This is a genomic window from Neptuniibacter caesariensis (assembly GCF_000153345.1).
GTDB lineage: Bacteria > Pseudomonadota > Gammaproteobacteria > Pseudomonadales > Balneatricaceae > Neptuniibacter > Neptuniibacter caesariensis.
This window is the reverse complement of sequence record NZ_CH724125.1, coordinates 1833775-1853050: the sequence shown is the minus strand read 5'-3', so window position 1 is coordinate 1853050 and position 19276 is coordinate 1833775. Positions and strand designations below refer to the sequence as shown.

Annotated in this window: 15 protein-coding genes and 1 tRNA gene; 13 read left to right on the top strand and 3 right to left on the bottom strand. The window is 46.8% G+C overall.

The annotated features are described in order from the left end of the window. The first annotated feature begins 84 nt into the window (after nt 1-84). Nucleotides 85-360, top strand: a complete 276-nt coding sequence (locus MED92_RS08605; protein WP_007021139.1) for a hypothetical protein — start codon at nt 85-87, stop codon at nt 358-360. Here the strand turns inward: MED92_RS08605 and MED92_RS18510 are convergent. Both MED92_RS18510 and MED92_RS08595 read right to left on the bottom strand, forming a co-directional pair. After that, nucleotides 357-2492: a sensor domain-containing protein gene (locus tag MED92_RS18510; RefSeq protein WP_007021138.1), complete on the bottom strand. Its 2136-nt coding sequence runs from the start codon at nt 2490-2492 to the stop codon at nt 357-359. The two genes, MED92_RS08605 and MED92_RS18510, sit on opposite strands and share 4 nt — an antisense overlap. 297 nt (nt 2493-2789) lie before the next feature. After that, a complete protein-coding gene (locus tag MED92_RS08595; RefSeq protein WP_007021137.1) occupies nt 2790-3140 on the bottom strand; it encodes a DUF3127 domain-containing protein in 351 nt (116 codons plus the stop codon). Nucleotides 3141-3725: 585 nt separating this feature from the next. On the opposite strand from MED92_RS08595, the gene nhaD reads away from it, so the two are divergent. Then, on the top strand, nt 3726-5612 hold the full coding sequence (gene nhaD, locus MED92_RS08590; protein ID WP_007021136.1) for a sodium:proton antiporter NhaD: 1887 nt from the start codon (nt 3726-3728) through the stop codon (nt 5610-5612). Between the two features lie 96 nt (nt 5613-5708). Here nhaD and MED92_RS08585 read toward each other — a convergent pair. Then, nucleotides 5709-5795: transfer RNA gene (locus MED92_RS08585), tRNA-Leu, on the bottom strand. Between the two features lie 137 nt (nt 5796-5932). Here MED92_RS08585 and queA point away from each other — a divergent pair. The 11 genes from queA to MED92_RS08530 all read left to right on the top strand — a co-directional run bounded on the left by queA (nt 5933) and on the right by MED92_RS08530 (nt 19260). Next, a complete protein-coding gene (gene queA / locus MED92_RS08580) occupies nt 5933-6985 on the top strand; it encodes a tRNA preQ1(34) S-adenosylmethionine ribosyltransferase-isomerase QueA (protein WP_007021135.1) in 1053 nt (350 codons plus the stop codon). 26 nt (nt 6986-7011) lie between these two features. Then, on the top strand, nt 7012-8133 hold the full coding sequence (gene tgt / locus MED92_RS08575) for a tRNA guanosine(34) transglycosylase Tgt (protein WP_007021134.1): 1122 nt from the start codon (nt 7012-7014) through the stop codon (nt 8131-8133). 57 nt (nt 8134-8190) lie between these two features. Next, nucleotides 8191-8523, top strand: a complete 333-nt coding sequence (yajC, locus tag MED92_RS08570; protein ID WP_007021133.1) for a preprotein translocase subunit YajC — start codon at nt 8191-8193, stop codon at nt 8521-8523. Between the two features lie 62 nt (nt 8524-8585). Next, a complete protein-coding gene (gene secD / locus MED92_RS08565; protein ID WP_007021132.1) occupies nt 8586-10439 on the top strand; it encodes a protein translocase subunit SecD in 1854 nt (617 codons plus the stop codon). A gap of 10 nt (nt 10440-10449) precedes the next feature. Continuing rightward, the gene (secF, locus tag MED92_RS08560; protein WP_007021131.1) at nt 10450-11370 is read left to right on the top strand and encodes a protein translocase subunit SecF; all 921 of its coding nucleotides are present in this window, start codon (nt 10450-10452) and stop codon (nt 11368-11370) included. Between the two features lie 111 nt (nt 11371-11481). Next, on the top strand, nt 11482-14127 hold the full coding sequence (gene rnr, locus MED92_RS08555; RefSeq protein WP_007021130.1) for a ribonuclease R: 2646 nt from the start codon (nt 11482-11484) through the stop codon (nt 14125-14127). A 287-nt stretch (nt 14128-14414) separates the two neighbouring features. Then, entirely contained in the window at nt 14415-15830 is a 1416-nt protein-coding gene (locus tag MED92_RS08550; protein ID WP_007021129.1) for a TolC family outer membrane protein, read from the top strand. A gap of 8 nt (nt 15831-15838) precedes the next feature. Further along, nucleotides 15839-16612: a hypothetical protein gene (locus MED92_RS08545; RefSeq protein WP_007021128.1), complete on the top strand. Its 774-nt coding sequence runs from the start codon at nt 15839-15841 to the stop codon at nt 16610-16612. Next, nucleotides 16609-17490, top strand: a complete 882-nt coding sequence (locus MED92_RS08540; RefSeq protein ID WP_007021127.1) for a hypothetical protein — start codon at nt 16609-16611, stop codon at nt 17488-17490. The genes MED92_RS08545 and MED92_RS08540 overlap by 4 nt, the downstream gene beginning before the upstream one ends. Next, nucleotides 17490-18404 carry a radical SAM protein gene (locus tag MED92_RS08535; protein ID WP_007021126.1) on the top strand — a complete coding sequence of 305 codons (915 nt, stop codon included), beginning with the start codon at nt 17490-17492 and terminating at the stop codon, nt 18402-18404. The genes MED92_RS08540 and MED92_RS08535 overlap by 1 nt, the downstream gene beginning before the upstream one ends. 82 nt (nt 18405-18486) lie before the next feature. Further along, a complete protein-coding gene (locus tag MED92_RS08530; RefSeq protein WP_007021125.1) occupies nt 18487-19260 on the top strand; it encodes a SapC family protein in 774 nt (257 codons plus the stop codon). Nucleotides 19261-19276 lie beyond the last annotated feature (16 nt).

The following is a 19276-nucleotide window of genomic DNA, read 5'->3' as shown; positions in this document are numbered from 1 at the left end:
TACTACTTTAAGGGTAAACCCTTACTTATTTTATGGCTAGCCCTTTGAGATCTCTGTACTATTAGCGCAAGAAAAGGTTTGGCAATGAATAGGTTTAATATGTGGTCAATCGAGGGACGGGTTATCGTGCATCAATCAGGTTTATCTATTGAGGTAACTGATGGTAGTTTCAATAATCCAATGGACCTTTCTATTAAAGGTGACAAGGGCTTAACCGCTCCAGAGCTTGCGAGCATGATTCGCGAGGGAATTAACTATGCGGTTGAAAATGCCGTTGTCGCCCGAAAAAAATCTACAGTCTCTGCAGAAAAGAAAAGAAACCCTAAAAGACCAATTCTGAAATTAAAGAAGAACGCCTAATCGTTTAGAAACGCTTCAAAATCCTGCTCAGTGAGGGGCTTACTCAATAGATAGCCCTGAGCAAAATTGCAGCCTTTTCTGATCAGGTAATCCAACTGCTCCTGTTCTTCAACGCCCTCCGCTATGACTTCTACATCCAGTGCATGAGCCATCGCAATCGTCGCGTTAATCAGTGCTGGGGCAGATTTATCCAGAGCAAAATCTTGCATAAAGCTCCGATCGATTTTTAGGGTTTGGAACTTATATTCACGGAGGTAGTTTAGTGATGAGTAGCCGGTACCAAAGTCATCCATGGAGATCTGAATACCTGAATCAGATAGCTCCTGAAAGGCTTCCTGAACTTTGATCTGATTGCCTAATAGAACCCCTTCGGTAATTTCCAGACTTAAAGCATTACCCTCCAGCCTATGGCTGGCCAGCAGTTCTTTGATCTTAACTATCAGCTTTGGGTCTTTAAACTGTAAGGGGGATAGGTTAACGGCGATGGTGAACTCGTTGCTATAGGTGGTCGACCATTTCCTGGCAGCTTTAAGGGATTGTTCAAGTACGAAATAACCAATAGGTACGATCAGGCCTGTTTGTTCGGCGATCGGGATAAACTCTTCAGGTGAGATATTGCCTAGTACCGGGTTGTGCCAGCGGAGCAAGGCTTCAGCTCCTGCAATGCGGTTGTTCTTGAGATCCAATACAGGTTGGTATCTGAGGCTAAATTCGTTTCGACCTAGCGCACTGTGCATCTGCTCTTCAATTTGCAGTCGCCTCTGTACGCCTGCATTCATATCTTCTGTGAAAAAGTGATAGGCGTTTCTTCCCTGATTTTTAGAGTGGTACATGGCGGAGTCTGCATTACGTAAAAGCACGTTGGGCTCTTCACCATCATCAGGATAAATTGAGATGCCGATGCTGGTTGTAAGCAACAGCTCTCTGCTCTCTACTTTGAAAACATCCCTGAAATTATCTAAGAGTTTCTCTGCAATTGGCCTGACATCCAGAGCTTCATCCAGGTTGTTGATAATGACAATAAACTCATCGCCTCCTAACCTACCGATGGTATCGCTACTGCGGATAACCGACTTGAGCCGCTGTGAGGCCTGGATGAGAAGTTTGTCGCCCAGCGCATGCCCTAAAGTATCATTAACCTTCTTGAAATCGTCCAAATCAATAAACAGAACCGCAAGCTTTTTCCGGGTTCGCCTAGCTTCTTTGGTAAGCAGGTTGAGGCGGTCAAGCGCCAAAAAACGGTTTGGAAGGTCTGTCAGACTATCGAAGTGAGCTTGGTGGAGAATCTTCTTTTCCTGCTCTTTTTGCTCAGTAATATCCTGAAGGGTTTCGATCGCGCCTATCGTATTGCCCTGATGGTCAAGTAAAGGCGCTGCAGTAAAGTAGAGCCAGCGACCATCATGCATTTTTGGGAAGAAATCCTGTGCTTCGAAAGCCCCAGGGATGAGTTCAGAGGGTTTGAACTTTTTGCCGTAATGCTGTTCTATATCGTCGTTCAAAGCGCCTTGTAAAACCAGGTTTGCCATGACCGGGCGTGGGTGGTCATAAAAGCCCCTCCAGGTATCTTTGGTACCGATTGCTTCAATGGCAGGAATACCGGTTAATACTTCGCAGGCCTTATTCCAGTGAGTGATGACATGTCTGGAGTCGATAACAAAGCTAGCAATGGGGTTACCAACGATGATCTGGGCCAGTTGCTGCTGGGTTTCCTGAAAGGCCTTTTTTGCCTCATGTAACTCAGTGATATTTTTCCCGGTACCTCGGTAGCCTTTGAATTGACCGCTCTCGTCATAGATAGGGGAACCACTGACTGCAAAGCGCTGTACTTTACCGTCTCTACCGTAGTTGTCATATTGGAAATCAAAGAAGGGGGCATGCCGTTCGCAACAGGCTTTATGTTCCTTCATTGCTGCAAAAGATGAAGGACAGATAGGCATCTCCCAACGGCATCTGCCAATGAAGTCAGATTGTTGGCGATTGATGCGATTAAGCCCTGTTCCGGAAAAAGCTACGAATCGGAACTTCCGGTCCTGCTCCCAAAACCAATCAGAAGATAGTTCTGCGAAATCACTCAATCTTTCTATCTCGATCTCCAGTTCAGAGATCTTTTGTTCATACTGTTCGGGTGTCATCTGTTTCGCATTACCACTTATGAGCAGTCAGGTTCCAACTGCTAAGGGGATGGATGCCTGACGATTTGTGACAGATTATGCTGTAAATAAGTATGGCTGATAATGGAACTTTAGGTGAGAGATTCGAGAAATGGGCGGTAGTGATTGAGTTAACCTGGGGAATTGAATGACCAGTAAATACGAATGGAATATTGGTAAGTGTGTGCTTACTCAGCCCTTGGATTAAAACTGTGGGCTGAGCTTTAATCTGACACTTGCAGAGGATGCTAAGCGAAAGCGTGCCGCGTAATAAGAGAGCTAGAACGGGATGTCATCATCGAAGTCAGCAGGTTGCGGGTTCTCAGAATAATAAGCTTGATCGGGTGCTGATTCCTGAGATGAGCTTACGGCTTCAATTTTCCAACCAACAAGATTGTTGAAGTAACGGCCGTTGTATTCGCGTCCGCGGATGTCGAATGTCACAGTCACTTCCTGGCCGATCTGTAGCGGGTCTAGCAGGCTAATCCTGTCTTGTACAAATTCCAGGTTGATATCCTGAGGATATTTGCCTTCCTCAACTGTTACCACCATCTCACGCTTGGTGAAACCGCTATTAAATGTCTGAGTTTCTTGAATAAGTTTAATTTTGCCGGTCAGCTCGTAAGCCATGGGTGTTTATCCCTGCATGCTTTGTTCTTGAATAGGCCTGTATTAGAGCAGAAATTGAAAAAGAATGCTCCGGTCTAATAAGGACTTAATCTATGTTTGCAAAGTTTCAAATGGAGGGGGAATGAATCTGGTGTGTTTCAAACTCATTGATTGATTCAGGTATGTGTCCCTTTTTGGCACTGAACTACGTAAAAACGGGCATTTGTGAGTCAATCTCAAGCGAATGCCTCAGATCCCTTTCCTTTTTACCGGACTCCTTTACTCAATAGGTGGTACTTTATTGCTCTAAAGATCAGTATTTACTTTTGTCGTAAAGCGTTACCCTAGGCCCGCTCAAAAATGTGTGCATTGCAGCATTTTTAGCATAGGCATGAATACGCGCCATGCTAGTAGCTGGTTGGACTTAACGTTGGTCTACTCGAATTTGGTCATTTTTTGACGCTCTTTCTCGTGACGATGGGTCAAGCCCTGCAAGTTGCTAGGCAGAAATTGCATAAGAATTGTCAATTCTTATGTGATTTCGGCGGGTATTTTGAAACCCGTAACCTGATCCAGACACAACAATTTTAAAATCGGATTCTGACCATGAACCTGTCGATGTTTTTTCCACCGATCAGCAGCGCAAGCTTACGCTTTATGTTGGCTGTTGCTCTCTTACTGCTTCCTCTTACTGCTTTTGCGGAAACAGGCGGAGCGGCCGCTAACGTTCCGGAATTGAGCGCCTCTTTCTATGGCTATCTGAGTATCGCCATCTTTATTTTGGCTTACTCATTGGTTCCGCTGGAAAACAATATTCATTTGCTTAAAAGTAAGCCGGTTCTGGTGGCTGCGGGCCTGATTTGGATTCTAGTAGCGCTAGCATTTAAGGAAATTGGTGCCACAGAACAGGCGCACCATGCGATTAAACACGCGATTATCGAATACGCAGAGTTATTCCTGTTCCTGCTAGTAGCGATGACCTACATTAACGCACTGGAAGATCGTAATGTATTCCAAGCGCTGCGTGCTTACCTAGTATCCCGTGGTTACTCTTTGCGTAAGGTTTTCTGGGTTACAGGTGCACTTTCCTTTGTTATCTCTCCAATTGCCGACAACCTAACTACAGCACTTCTGATGGGTGCAGTTGTAATGGCTGTAGGTGGTTCGAATATCCGTTTTGTGTCGATTGCTTGTATCAACGTAGTTGTTGCGGCAAACGCTGGTGGTGCGTTCTCGCCATTCGGCGATATCACTACACTGATGGTTTGGCAGAAGGGTAAAGTAGAGTTCCTGGAGTTCCTGCCGCTGTTTATCCCATCGCTAGTTAACTGGTTAGTACCAGCCGTTATCATGAACTTCGCAATTCCTAATGAGATCCCGGAAGCGTCTCAGGAAAAGTCTTTCATGAAACGCGGGGCCAAAGTGATGATGGTGCTATTCCTGGTGACTATCGTGACTGCAGTAAGCTTCCACAGCTTCCTACACCTGCCACCTGCGGCTGGCATGATGTTTGGTCTGGGTTACCTAGGTATGTACTCGTTCTACCTGAAGAAGGTTGAGGGCCGTACGATTATGGCTGACTCAATCTTTGGTGGTCGTAGCGATGCACATCAGAACCCATTGAGTGTTCTACAGGCATATGGCAAGGACATTGGTGAGCATCTCAATGATCAGCCTTATCCGGCATTTATGATCGATAAAGAGAAGAGCGTTACCCACTGGAATACCGCTCTGGAAGAGCTAACGGGTATCAAAGCTGAAGAAGTGATCGGCACTAAAGATCACTGGAAAGGCTTCTATAAAGATCAGCGTCCAACCCTGGCTGATGCTGTCCTAGAAGACGAATCAGGTGCAGGCGTACGTCAGCATTATCAAAACAAGTATCGTGACAACCCAATGGGTGGCAAATCTTACGATGCGGCTAGCTACTTCGATAATATCGGTAGTTCCGGTGCATACCTAATGTTCAGTGCTGCACCTGTTGTTGATGAAAGCGGTGAAACAGTCGGTGCTGTAGAACTGTTTGAAGATATGACTGAGAAGCGTGAAGAGGTTAAGGAATTCGACGTGATGGAGCGTGTATCACGTGCCGAATGGGATACTTTACTGTTTTTCTACGGCGTAATCTTGTGTGTAGCTGGCTTGAGCCAGTTTGGTTACATGGCGATTGTTTCTGAACTTATGTACAACGACCTTGGTCCAACTTGGGCGAACGGTCTGGTAGGTGTGCTATCTGCGATTGTAGATAACATTCCGGTGATGTTCGCGGTATTAACCATGGACCCAGCGATGTCGCTAGGCCAGTGGCAGCTTGTAACCCTAACCGCGGGTGTGGGCGGTAGTATGCTTGCCATCGGTTCCGCTGCAGGTGTGGCACTGCTAGGTACTGCGCGTGGCGTATATACCTTTGCATCTCACCTGAAATGGACACCTGCGATTGCACTAGGTTATGTGGCAAGTATCGGCGTACACTTACTGATTAACGGTGTTTGATATATTTCAGTGACTAGTAGCTAGAACGCTTCGCTGCTAGTGGCTAGATAAAAGAAAAGGCCCGCTCAATGAGCGGGCCTTTTCTTTAGAATTCGATGGTACCAGCGGCCGGACTCGAACCGGCACGCCCGTGAAGGCAAGGGATTTTGAATCCCTCATGTCTACCAATTTCATCACGCTGGCACATTTGAGGGGCGTATTATAGAAATCTGTAAGATTTCGTCAATCTAAAGCGTGTAAAAACTGAAAAAAAAACTACTTTCCGGTACAATGCGCGCCCTTTGATAAGCATCTGAACAATAACCTGAGAGCTTTTTTGAATGCAGGTAAAAGATTTCCACTTTGATCTTCCTGAGGAATTGATCGCGAGTTTCCCGCTTGAGGAGCGAAGCGCCAGCCGTTTATTGTCGGTTGATGGTGAAAGCGGTGTCCTAAAGCATGGCTGCTTTACCGATGTTCTGGATCTGATTCAGCCAGGCGATCTGATGATCTTTAATGACACGCGGGTGATCCCTGCACGTCTGTTTGGTCAGAAAGAATCTGGCGGTAAGGTCGAAGTCTTAGTTGAACGTATGCTCGATGAGAAACGGGCCCTCGCGCATGTGCGCTCCAGTCGCTCTCCAAAAGAGGGTAGCAAGCTGCTGCTTGAGGGTGGCATTGAAGCGGAGATGGTTGGGCGTCATGAGAATCTCTTCGAACTGCGTTTTCATATTGAGGGCAATCTGGTTGATGCGCTTGAAACGCATGGTCATATGCCGCTACCGCCTTATATGAAGCGGGAAGATCAGAGCTCTGATCGTGAGCGTTATCAGACGGTCTATAACAAAAAGCCCGGTGCGGTTGCTGCACCGACGGCGGGTTTGCATTTCGATGATGCATTATTAGCGAAACTTGACGAGAAGGGTGTTCAGCGAGCGTTTGTAACCCTGCACGTGGGCGCGGGAACCTTCCAGCCGGTCAAGGTCGATAATATTGATGAGCATGTTATGCATTCTGAATATATCGAAGTCAGTGAAGAGGTTTGTGAGCTGATTAAGCAAACCCGTGCCAATGGCAAGCGGGTGATAGCGGTCGGTACGACCAGTGTTCGTAGCCTGGAAAGTGCAAGTCAGAAAGGGGAGATCGCGCCTTTCTTTGGTGATAGTGATATTTTTATCTTTCCTGGGTACGAGTTTAAGTCTGTTGACGCCATGATCACAAACTTCCATCTGCCGGAATCAACCCTATTAATGTTGGTGAGCGCGTTTTCCGGCTATGAAAATATGATGACTGCGTATCGTGAGGCGGTAGAGCAGAAGTATCGATTCTTTAGTTATGGTGATGCGATGTATTTAACGCGCAAAGCAGATCCGCAATCATTGCTGCAAGAGTAGAGGTATTCATGAGCAGAGAATGTTTTATGCAGTTTGAAAAGATTGCAACCGATGGAAAAGCGCGTAGAGCACGTTTGACCTTTCCTCGTGGTACGGTAGAAACACCTGCATTCATGCCGGTGGGAACCTACGGTACGGTTAAAGGGATGACTCCGCGGGATATCGAAGCCACCGGCGCTCAGATTATTTTGGGCAATACGTTTCATCTGATGCTGCGTCCGGGAACAGAAATTGTAAAGCAGCATGGTGATCTGCATGATTTTATGCAGTGGAAAGGACCTATTCTGACCGACTCTGGTGGTTTTCAGGTTTTTAGTCTGGGCAAAATGCGCAAGATTACTGAAGACGGAGTAACCTTCCAGTCTCCAGTCAATGGCAGCAAAGTGTTTATGGGGCCTGAAGAGTCGATGCAGGTTCAGCGTGAACTTGGCTCCGATATTGTGATGATCTTCGACGAATGTACTCCTTATCCAGCGACGGAGACTGAGGCCGCAGAATCAATGCGTCTATCTATGCGTTGGGCGAAACGGTCCAAAGATGCGCATGGTGATAATCCATCTGCGCTATTCGGTATCGTGCAGGGTGGTATGTATCCACATCTTCGCGATGAATCGATGGCGGGTCTGGAAGAGATCGGTTTTGATGGATATGCCATCGGTGGTTTATCTGTAGGTGAGCCTAAAGATGAGATGGTTAAGGTGTTAGATCATCTGGCCCATAAAATGCCGGCGGAAAAGCCACGTTATCTGATGGGTGTTGGTAAGCCTGAAGATATTGTCGAAGCGGTGCGCCGCGGTGTTGATATGTTCGACTGTGTGATGCCAACCCGTAATGCCAGGAATGGTTTTTTGTTTACTACAGAAGGGGTTGTCAAAATCCGTAATGCGGTGAACAAAACGGATACTCGTCCACTGGATGAGAACTGTGATTGCTACACCTGTCAGAACTTTAGCCGTTCTTATCTGCACCATCTGGATAAGTGTAAAGAGATTCTGGGGGCGCAACTGAATACCATCCATAACCTGCATTATTATCAGGTTCTGATGGCTGGATTGCGTCAGGCAATCGAACAGGGTAAATTGAGCGACTTTGTGGATGAATTTTATCGAAAACGCGGCCTTGAAACCCCGCCACTCGACTCCATATAGTCTGTAACTGTTATTAATAACGAAAAGAATTTTATTTATTTTTTCAGGAGTAGCTAAATGAGCTTCTTTATCTCCCCAGCTTATGCTGAAGGTGCTGCCGGTGCCCCAATGGATTCTGGCATGTTCAATATTCTGTTTTTGGTTGGTTTCGGTCTGATTTTCTACTTCTTCATGTGGCGTCCACAGGCGAAACGCGCTAAAGAACATAAAGAGTTGCTGGGTGGCCTGACTAAAGGTGATGAAGTGATCACCGCTGGTGGTATTCTGGGTAAAGTGGTTAACCTGAACGAAGATTACGTTGTTCTTGAGGTTAGCGAAGGTACAGAGCTGACTTTCCAGAAAACTCACGTTTCTGCTGCTCTGCCAAAAGGCACAATCAAGAGCATCTAAGCTAAATCAAAAGCGCCACTTTTCTTAGTGGCGCTTCTTTATCTGTCAGGGAAAAGGGCGCCATGCTCAATCGATACCCCCTCTGGAAAAATCTACTCATTCTAATTGTGTTACTGCTAGGTGGCTTGTATGCGGCACCTAACTTGTATCCCGATGACTATGCTATTCAGTTGACCGGCTCGCGCGATGTTTACAAGGTCGATCAGCCGTTAATGGACAAAGTGGCTACCGCGCTGGAGCGTGATGGTATATCTGCGAAGTCTCTCGAACTGGATGAAAAGGCTGGCCTGATCCGTTTCCCAGATGGTGAAACTCAGCTTAAAGCGAAAACTGTTATTAGCCGTGTGGTTGGCGACGATTATGTCGTTGCACTAAACCTGGCGCCTACGACACCGGATTGGCTTACTTCAATTGGTGCCGGTCCGATGAAACTGGGTCTGGACCTGCGTGGTGGAGTGCACTTCCTGCTGGAAGTTGATCTGCCAAAAGCAGTTAGCCAGAAGCTGGAAAATTACGCGTCCGAGATTAAAGGTCGTCTTCGTGAAGAAAAACTTCGTTACCGCAAGCTGGAAACCATGGAAGATGGTTCGTTGGCGGTGAAGTTTCCGAAGCAGGAAGTGCGCGATCAGGCGGTTTCCCTTCTGCGTGGCGAATATCAGGAATTTCTGCTTTCTGCGGAAGATCGTGATGGGGCCTTCTATGCGGTCATCACTCTGACCGAGCAAGCGGTTCGTGATATTGAAACCTACGCGATCAAACAGAACCTGACGACACTGCGAAACCGTGTTAATGAACTGGGTGTTGCTGAACCATTGGTACAGCGCCAGGGGCGTAACCGTATCGTCGTTCAGTTGCCGGGTATTCAGGATACGGCTGCTGCGAAGAAAATTATCGGTAAAACGGCGACTCTGGAATTCCGTCTGGAAGCACGCCCTGGAGCCAGTAGCGCACGTACGGAAGTGTATGAATTCCGTAGTGAGTTAGGCCGTAAAGCAACCCTTGAAAAAGACGTAATTATCAAGGGTGACAACGTTTCTAATGCGCAGGCTTCTTTTGATGAAAATGGCCAGCCGCAGGTAAATATCACACTGGATTCCAAAGGTGGTGAGCTGATGGCTCGTACCACTAAGGATGCTGTGCAGCGTCGTATGGCGGTGCTCTTTGTTGAAGACAAAGAGCGCACCGTTCATAAGACGGTTGATGGTGAACCTGTCGTAGAGAAAGTTCGTTACACGGAGAAGAAGATTATCTCCTTGGCGACGATTCAGTCTGTTCTGGGTTCTCAGTTCCGTATTACCGGACTGGATGGTGCAGGTGAGTCTTCAGAGCTGGCACTGTTGCTACGTGCCGGTGCACTGGCTGCGCCAATCTACTTCGTAGAAGAGCGTACAGTCGGTCCAAGCCTTGGCGCGCAGAACATTGAAACGGGTGTGACGTCGGTGCAGATCGGCTTAGCGCTGGTACTGCTGTTCATGATCTTGTACTACCGTGTATTTGGTCTACTGGCTAATGTTGCTCTATCGCTGAACCTGATGCTTCTGGTAGCCGTGATGTCGATGCTATCAGCAACCCTAACCCTTCCGGGTATTGCCGGTATTGTACTGACTGTCGGTATGGCGGTGGATGCAAACGTTCTGATCTTCTCGAGAATTAAAGAGGAGCTGAAGAACGGCTTACCACCTCAATCCGCAATCCATGCCGGTTTTAAAGGTGCAACCACGACCATCTTTGATGCCAACATCACCACGTTGCTGGCCGCTGTGATTCTGTTTGCGATGGGTACGGGCCCTGTTAAAGGTTTTGCTGTGACCCTGTCGGTAGGTATTTTGACGTCTATGTTCACAGCGATTCTGGTTACTCGAGCGCTGGTTAACCTGACTTACGGTGGCCGTCAGGTCACTAAGCTGTCAATCTGAGGAAGCTGTGATGTCTACGCAAAAGATTTATAACTTCATGGGCTTCCGTAAAATTGCAGCGATCTGTTCTGTGGTTTTACTGGTGGTCTCTCTGGGTTCTCTGGTTGTTAATGGGCTCAAGTTTGGTCTTGATTTCACGGGCGGAAGTTTGGTTGAAATTGGCTATGAGCAGCCAGCTGATCTGAATAAGATCCGTGGTCAGCTTAAAGGTGCAGGCTACGATGATGCTGTCGTACAAACCTTTGGCTCGCCGACCGATATTTTGATCCGTCTGGGTCAGGATCATGACCCAAAACTGGGTGATAAGGTCCTATCTGCACTGCAGGAAGGTGAAACTCAGCAACTGAATCTGCGCCGTAACGAGTTTGTGGGTGCGCAGGTGGGTGAAGAGCTGCGTGAGCAGGGTGGTATGGGCATGCTTTTAGCATTGTTCATGATCATGGTTTATGTCGCTTTCCGTTTCCAGATCAAATTCTCGTTGGGTGCTGTTGCTGCTTTGGCACATGACGTACTCATTGTGCTGGGGTTCTTCTCTCTACTGCAAATAGACTTTGACCTGACTGTTCTGGCTGCAATTCTTGCGGTAATAGGTTACTCGTTGAACGATACGATCGTTGTGTCGGATCGAATTCGTGAGAACTTCCGTAAGATGCGTAAAGGAACGGCAATCGAAATTATGAATGCCTCGCTTACGCAGACACTGGGCCGTACTTTGGTAACCTCGTTGACGACATTGCTCGTATTGGTAGCTTTGGCCGTCTTTGGCGGTGAGATGATTCATGGCTTCGCGATTGCGCTGTTGGTGGGTGTGCTGGTAGGTACATACTCCTCCATTTATGTATCCGCGAATGTGCTGGTGGCAATGAATATCAGTAAAGAAGACCTGATGCCGCCGGAAGAGAAAGAGCAAGAGGTCGATGATCGACCTTAATTGGTAATTTCTAAAGCCGGCATTAGCCGGCTTTTTTATTGCTCCTTTGTACGCAGATGCGTGATATGCTGTTATTTATAAAGTGCTTTTCTTTATCCCTTTGAGACCTCTATGAGTAAAGACTGGATTAAAAACGACCCGGAAGCGGCTGCTGAAGCGGAGAAATACTCCAACCCTGTGCCTAGTCGAGAATATATTTTGCAGTTCATACAGAGCTGGGGAGCGCCGATTGGCCATGCGCAGCTATGCGAGGAGATGCAGGTCTGGGATCCTGAAAGTCGTGATGCCGTTTTCTTCCGATTGAAGGCTATGTGCCGCGATGGTCAGTTGATGAGCAACCGACGCAATGAGTTTGCATTGCTTGATCGAATGTCGCTGATTAAAGGTCGTGTGATTGGTCATCGTGATGGGTTTGGATTTGTTAAACCAGAAGAGGGTGGTGATGATCTCAAGCTAAGTCCGCGTCAGATGCGTCAGGTATTTGATGGTGACAAGGTTTTGGTTCAGGAGATCAGTGTTGATTTCAAAGGGCGTCGTGAAGGCAAAATTGTCGAGATCCTGGAACGGAATACGCAAAAGCTGGTCGGCCGCTTCAGTGGTCAGGAAGGGTTCGGTTATCTACGCCCGGAGAATCAGCGTATCACCCAGGAGATCATGGTTGTGCCTGACCCTGAGAATCCTCAGGATTATAAAGATGGTCAGCTGGTTGTTGCAGAGCTGGTTTCTCAGCCCAGTAAGAGGGAGCTGCCGCAGGCTCGGGTTGTTGAAGTGCTGGGTGATCATATGGCACCGGGTATGGAAATTACGGTTGCGATCCATAACTATGACATCCCCCATGAATGGCCGGATGAAGTTCGTCAGGAAGTGGGTGAGTTAGCTGCCGAAGTTGAAGAAAATGCTAAGCAGAATCGTGTTGATCTTCGAGATCTTCCGTTGGTTACCATCGATGGTGAAGATGCGAAGGACTTTGATGATGCGGTTTATGCCGAGCGGAAAAAGTCAGGCGGTTGGCGACTTTGGGTCGCCATTGCCGATGTCTCCTGGTACGTTCGGCCAGGATCAGAGTTAGATAACGAAGCATTTAAGCGATCTAATTCTACTTATTTTCCCGAGTTTGTCGTGCCAATGCTTCCAGAGCTGCTCTCTAACGGGCTTTGCTCATTGAATCCGCATGTCGATCGCCTGGCGATGGTTTGTGAGATGACCATCAGTGAGTCAGGCAACCTGTCTGGGTATAAGTTCTATGAAGCGGTGATTCAGTCCCATGCACGTCTGACCTACACGAAAGTGGGTAAGATGCTGATGCAGCCGGATGAGGAAGATGGCCAGGCGTTAAGGGCGGAGTATGCCTCGGTGCTCCCTCATCTGGAAGATTTGTACAGTCTGTACTTCGCGCTTCGTAAAGCGCGTGATATCCGTGGAGCAATCGATTTTGAAACCACTGAAACCCGAATGGTTTTCGGTGAAGATCGCAAAATTGACCAAATCATCCCGGTCTATCGTAATGACGCTCACAAGTTAATTGAAGAGTGTATGTTGTGTGCCAACGTAGCAACGGCACGCTTTCTTGAGAAGCTAAAAATACCGGCAATCTATCGTGTACATGAAGGCCCTAAAGAGCAGAAACTGGAAAATCTGCGCGCGTATCTGGGCGAGCTAGGGTTGAACTTGGGCGGGGCTGAAAAGCCAGAGCCCAAGCATTATCAGCAACTGGCGGAATGGATCGATGAGCGTCCTGATAAGCATCTGATCCAGACGATGATGCTGCGTTCAATGCAGCAGGCGGTCTACAGCCCGGATAATCAGGGGCACTTTGGTCTGGCATATCCTGCTTACACGCATTTTACTTCGCCGATTCGTCGCTACCCTGATTTGCTGGTGCATCGCCTGATTCGTGCGGCGATACATTCGCAAAATAAAGATCGGTCATTGCTAAGGCCTGATGATTTTCAGATTGATCCAGATTTCACCTGCAAGTACAGCATCGAGCAGCTGCTGCAACTGGGCGAACATTGCTCGATGACCGAGCGTCGCTCCGATGAGGCAACCCGAGATGTCGTTGCCTGGCTGAAATGCGAATATATGCAGGATCATGTAGGCGATGAATACGAAGGCGTGATCTCTGCGGTGACGGGCTTTGGCGTCTTTGTTGAACTGGATCAGCTTTTTGTTGAAGGGCTGGTGCATATCACGGCGTTGCCGGGTGATTATTATGTATTTGACCAGGCTAAACAGCGCTTGGTGGGCGAGCGTACCCGGAAGAACTTCAGGTTAGGTGATCGTCTCACGGTTAAAGTGGTTCGTGTCGATCTAGATGAACGTAAGATAGATTTTGAGCTGGTCGAGCAGAAAAAAGGCGTTAAGAAAAAATCGACACGTGAATTGTTGGCAGAAGGAAAGCTGGGTACCACTGAAACTAAAGATGGTAAGCTGCCTGGTGCCAGACATGAATGGGGTCATAAGCCGGCTAAGAAAGATAGTAAGGTTAAAGCGCGCAGAGGGTCTAAGCGCGAAGCACTTCTTCGTTCTAAGAAAACTAAAGATCACAGTGCGGATGCTCAAGTTAAAAAGCGCGTGGTTAAAGGGAAGGGGAGTGGGCCTAAACGCAATGATCTCTCCCAGGCTGAGCAGGAGTTGATGGAGTTTAGCGGAAGCGGTTCTGGGAAAAGTAATAAATCTAAGAAGCGCAAGGTGACAGCTAAGCCAAAACTCAAAGGGAAAAAGAAGGGCTTAAAGGTTAAAAAGCCGAAGCGCTAGCGCCTTGATTATCTAAAACATGAAAGCCAGTCTATTTCAGATAGTCTGGCTTTTTTATTGAATGAAGATTGCCGTTGGACAGCCTTAATTATTCACTCGTTATTCAGTTTTTATTGGAAATAAATTCAAACAGCTGTTTTTTTGTTAACCAGTAAAGGCTATCCTTCGCATATTTTCTAGACTAAATTGTAGTGAGTATTTTTCTTTATACGCTGCAATACTGAATAATAATTACATAGTGCGCCTGGGGTCTGGGTGCATGTTTAAGAAACTTAAAGGTGCTTCTTATGCAAAAGGGTGTTAAGGGAATTTTTGCTGGGCTGGTCCTCACCGGTGGGGTATACAGCGGCTCAGCGGGAGCTGAAGATTTAATTGAAATCTATCAGCTGGCTCTTAAGAATGATCCGACCTACCAGGCGGGCTTTCACGAACACGAAGCATCTAAAGAGATATACAGCCAGGCGAAAGCTGTGCTGTTACCTACCATCAAGTTTGATTTTTCTGAAACCGAGACAACACAAGATATTATCAGCTCAGATAATGCGGTTTTCTCGAGCGGTAGTACTTCTTATCCAACTACTGAGATGACCTTGTCGTTAACGCAATCAGTTTATAGCTTCAGTAACTGGGCATATTTCAAGCAGGCTAAAGAAGATGTTAAGCGTGTTGCCGCAGAGTTGGAGGATGTGCGTCAGGATTTGATGATGCGTACCGCCGAGAACTATTTTGCTGCTTTACGTGAATATGATAATTACACGGCTGTTCAGTCCGAAGTGGCTTCTCTGGAGAAACATTACGAATTGGTAAGCCAGCAGCGTCAGGATGGTTTGGCGCGTGTGACCGATGAGCTGGATGCGCAAGCACGCTTTATGCAGGCTAAAGCGCGAGAAGTAGAAATTCGTAATACCCTGAAAGATGCGCTACAGGGGCTTAAAGAGATGACAGGGCAGTTACCACAAACATTAGCTCCTTTGGGCATTGAGTTGGAATTGATTGATCCTAACCCCGCGATGCCGGAGGAATGGGTTGAAAAGAGCCGAAATAACAACCCGATGGTAATCGCTAAGCGTTATGCATCGTCTGTGGCTTATCAGGAAGTAAGAAGGCAAAAAGGCGGGCATTACCCTACGTTGGATTTTGTTTTGACACAAAATACCCGTGAAACTCAAGGGTCGCTTTTTGGTGGTGGATCTGAAGTTGAAACCCAGGACATGATGCTCAAATTGACAGTGCCTATTTATGCTGGCGGAGCGGTGTCGTCAAAAGTGCGTGAAGCGGTTGAATTGCATAATAAAGCTAAAGACGAATTGGAGATCGAGTGGCGAGCGACTGAGCGTGAAACTTATGCTGCATTTGATGGGGTAGTGGGTTCAATTGCTAAGGTCGAGGCATTGCAGCGCTCTGTCGATGCTTATGAATTAGGTGTCGATGCGAAGCGAACCGCTTATGAATCAGGGCTTACCTCCAGTTTGAGTGTGCTTGATGCTGAGCGAGATCTGTTCTTTGCAAGGACCGACTTTTCAAGTGCTCGCTATGATTATCTGGTGAACATGCTACGTCTTAAGCGCGCTGTGGGTATGCTGAAAGAGGAAGATCTGAGCGCAATTAATCGCAGTCTGGCTGATGACGAACAGACTTTCGATATTACGGCGAGAGTAATGGATAGCCGTACCTACCGACGTACTGAGCAAGCGATTCGATAGTCTGAGCCGTGCAAGCTGATGTTTTGCTGCAGCAAGCGTTTCAGGCGCTTGCTGTTCCTTATGGTTTTGAGTATTCCTGTAAGCTCACCAAGGGTGCGCTCAACTGTGACCGCTTCTTGCTGACTCAGCATAAAAGCGCGTTTTTCCAAAAGGCCGATAATTTTCTACTGTCCCAGTTAGCGCTGCTTAAACTACCACATCAGGCTCAGAAATGGTTTCTGGAACAGATTGAAAACGCTGAGCTTATCCACTTGGGTTATGAGGCTGAAGGTTGCAGACCGCGTTGTAAGCTGTACCTGGAATATCCATTAGTACTCGATAGCCCGGTTCCTACAGATGCTGGCAGATTATTACATCGGGCGGTTAAATGGCTGCCGGGGGATGAGCAGTTTGTCGTTACCGATTATTGGTTGTTGGAATTAAATCCTGCCCGTTTAAATCAGTTTGTATCCGATGCGCTCAATGGTTCTGAACTCTCGATAGAGATAAACCGGCTAGTGGATAAGTTGTGTTCTGAGCAAGTGCCTATGGTCTTGAAAGTCGTTGAGCCTGATACCGGGCGATATTCATTTGACCTCAACTTGTATGATTATGATCTAAAGCTTTCAGATGTTATGGAGCTTATGGATTACGTATTTGACTATTTTGCGATTGCTGATGAGCAACGAAAAGCGTTCTTGGATCGTAACAAGGATAAGACATTAGGACATATTGCCGCCGGTGTTAGTCGTCAGGGGGAGTTCTTTTTAACCCTTTACTTTGGTGTTGAGGAGAGGAAATGAATCCAGCTTTATTACCCTATCTGGAATATCAGCAATCGGGTGATCCGCTTTTAGATTATTGCCTATGGCCCTACGAACCGGAGTCTGAGCTTTCGGGCAAGCAGAGATCAATCAATCTCCTGCTAGCTAGTTTTGATGCAGCTGATTTGGGCGAGGAAGCCATTGCACTCATTCATGCTATTCGTGATCTGATGGGGCGTGACAGAACGGTATGGGGGGTTAAGCAGGTTGATGGCGCTCTGAGTTGGGAATTTTATTTCTATGATTATGAGCGATTAGAGCGAAGAAACTCCATAAAGCGCCTGCTGACGGGTATGCCTGAGCGTTTAAGTTCTAATTTGAACTACTCTGAAGATAGCCCCTACTTCATGTTTTCCATAGATTTAACGGCGGACCAATTTTCAAAAGGTCGTGCAAAGTTAGATGAAGTTAATATCTATGTCGGGAATGATGGGAGCAATGTCTCGTCGGGGCTTTGTTATTCTCTGACGTCATCAGGCTTATCATTAAGCAATCTCTATTATTTTTATGATACTCGGGCGGAGAGAGAAGATATTCGTGCCAAGATTGCCAGTTCAGCGCATCTTGATCTGCGGAAACTGCGTTTTGAGCGTATTTTGATCCCGGAGTTGGCGGACTGTCAGACGACGGTTGTAGCCAACAAAAAATCCAATGAAGGAATTTACTTCTCTAGGATTAAAGTCGATCAGTTGATCTGGTTTTTGGAGCATATGGGCTATCCGGCTTCTATACTGAGTTATGCGAATGAGGCGCGGAGTGAGCTTAATCATCTGCTTTATGATGTAGGTCTCGATTACCGGATGCTTTCAGATGGCAGTATCGATATTTTAAAGACAAGTTACTACGGTATTTTTTGATGTCTCCTTTTGAAGACAGGTTTGATCATAGTGCTTATGTGTCGATGACCATGGAGTTTCGATGCAACCTGCGCTGCGTGCACTGCATGATAGAAGGGACCATGGATCATCTGCAACCTCAGAGCCGGGATCAATTTAATGAGTTGATGAGTTTCAATCGCGAGCAGAAGCAATGGCGTGGATTGATTCTGACCGGTTCTGAGATAACGTTACTAAGAGATCTTCCTGAATTGATCACAGCGGCTAAGCAATCGGGCTTTGAGCATGTGCGGATACAAAGCCATGGTATGCATCTTGGCAAAATGGATTATTGCGAAAAGCTCATCAGTGCTGGGGTTGATGAGTTTTTTATTAGTGTTGCTGCTGCCGACGCAGAATCCCATGATGCGATTACTCAGGTTCCAGGCTCATTTGAAAAGACTCTGAGGGGCTTGGAAAATATTGAACAATGGCAGCACACCATCAGCATTACTAATACGGTGGTCACTAAAAACAGTTATAAGCAGTTGCCCGATGTTGTTCGCAGCTTGTCTCATTTGAAACAGTTGGCTCAGATGGAGTTTTGGTTTTACTGGCCTATGTCTGAGAAAGATGAAAAAGATCTTTTAGTCCCTCATCTGGATATGTTGCCCTATTTGCAGGAGGCTGTTGCCCTTGCCAAGGCGTTAGGACGGCGAGTGGAAATCAAGAATTTCCCCCACTGTTTGTTGGGAGATATGAAGGGGGATCTGGTGAATGGTCAGCCGCAGCTCTTTATCGATCCGGTTTTCTGGAGTGAATTTGAGAAAAATGGATTCTATCAATGTAAGCATCGACAGACCTGTCAGTCGGCGGAATGCCTGGGTTTGAATAGCGCCTATATTGACAAGTTCGGATGGGAAGAAGAAATACTTGTACCTCAGTACAATGGTTAAGTTGCAGTACAGGTATATTCTTAACTAAGATGTGTACTTGGGACTGCAAAAAACATTAGAAATTGCTAAGGAAATAACGACCGTGACAACACAGTTACTGATTTACGGAGATGTTCAGCCAATCAATAAACAGCGTCATGCAGATTGGTCAGTTAAAGCGGGTGGGCAGTATGGATTTGCTCAGGCTGTAAACTCTGTTCCTTTAATGGCAGTTGAGTTCCCCAATGCAGCAGAAGAGTATTGTGTTGTATTTGCAGGCGAAGGTGAAAATCTTCTTCCTGTAGTGCTCATGGGGGTTCGTGAGCAGGAAAATCTCTATGTAAATGATGATGGAGAGTGGAAGGCGAAATATATCCCCGCTTTCATTCGTCGTTACCCGTTTGTTTTTTCCAGTGCTGATGACGGTGCAACACTGACCTTATGTATCGATGAAGGTTTTGACGGTTGTAACCAGGACGGCCGTGGAGAAAAACTGTTTGATGCTGATGGAGAGCAAACTCAGTATCTGAATTCTGTACTGGATTTCCTGAAAGAGTATCAGGTTCATTACCAGCGGACTAAAGCATTCGCTAAAAAGTTGCAGGAACTGGATCTTCTTGAGCCAATGGGCGCGCAATTTACAACGCCGGCTGGAGAGAAACGCACAGTTACAGGTTTCCAGGCAATCAACAGAGAAAAGCTGAAAGGCCTGGCTCCAGAAGTTTTTGCGGAACTCGCGAAAACGGATGAGCTGGAGCTGATATATGTCCATCTTCAGTCGATGCGTAACTTCACCAAAATGCTTGAGAAGGTATCTGGTAGTTCGGAAAGCGCAGTTGAAGCATCAGAAGAGACATCTGAAGAAGTAACACATTAAAATAATTAGAGGGTAG

Bases quoted from the DNA above. Each gene is read 5' to 3' on its own strand.
- MED92_RS08605 (WP_007021139.1), top strand. From the start codon at position 85: ATGAATAGGTTTAATATGTGGTCAATCGAGGGACGGGTTATCGTGCAT.
- MED92_RS18510 (WP_007021138.1), bottom strand. From the start codon at position 2,492: ATGACACCCGAACAGTATGAACAAAAGATCTCTGAACTGGAGATCGAG.
- MED92_RS08595 (WP_007021137.1), bottom strand. From the start codon at position 3,140: ATGGCTTACGAGCTGACCGGCAAAATTAAACTTATTCAAGAAACTCAG.
- nhaD (WP_007021136.1), top strand. From the start codon at position 3,726: ATGAACCTGTCGATGTTTTTTCCACCGATCAGCAGCGCAAGCTTACGC.
- queA (WP_007021135.1), top strand. From the start codon at position 5,933: ATGCAGGTAAAAGATTTCCACTTTGATCTTCCTGAGGAATTGATCGCG.
- tgt (WP_007021134.1), top strand. From the start codon at position 7,012: ATGCAGTTTGAAAAGATTGCAACCGATGGAAAAGCGCGTAGAGCACGT.
- yajC (WP_007021133.1), top strand. From the start codon at position 8,191: ATGAGCTTCTTTATCTCCCCAGCTTATGCTGAAGGTGCTGCCGGTGCC.
- secD (WP_007021132.1), top strand. From the start codon at position 8,586: ATGCTCAATCGATACCCCCTCTGGAAAAATCTACTCATTCTAATTGTG.
- secF (WP_007021131.1), top strand. From the start codon at position 10,450: ATGTCTACGCAAAAGATTTATAACTTCATGGGCTTCCGTAAAATTGCA.
- rnr (WP_007021130.1), top strand. From the start codon at position 11,482: ATGAGTAAAGACTGGATTAAAAACGACCCGGAAGCGGCTGCTGAAGCG.
- MED92_RS08550 (WP_007021129.1), top strand. From the start codon at position 14,415: ATGCAAAAGGGTGTTAAGGGAATTTTTGCTGGGCTGGTCCTCACCGGT.
- MED92_RS08540 (WP_007021127.1), top strand. From the start codon at position 16,609: ATGAATCCAGCTTTATTACCCTATCTGGAATATCAGCAATCGGGTGAT.
- MED92_RS08535 (WP_007021126.1), top strand. From the start codon at position 17,490: ATGTCTCCTTTTGAAGACAGGTTTGATCATAGTGCTTATGTGTCGATG.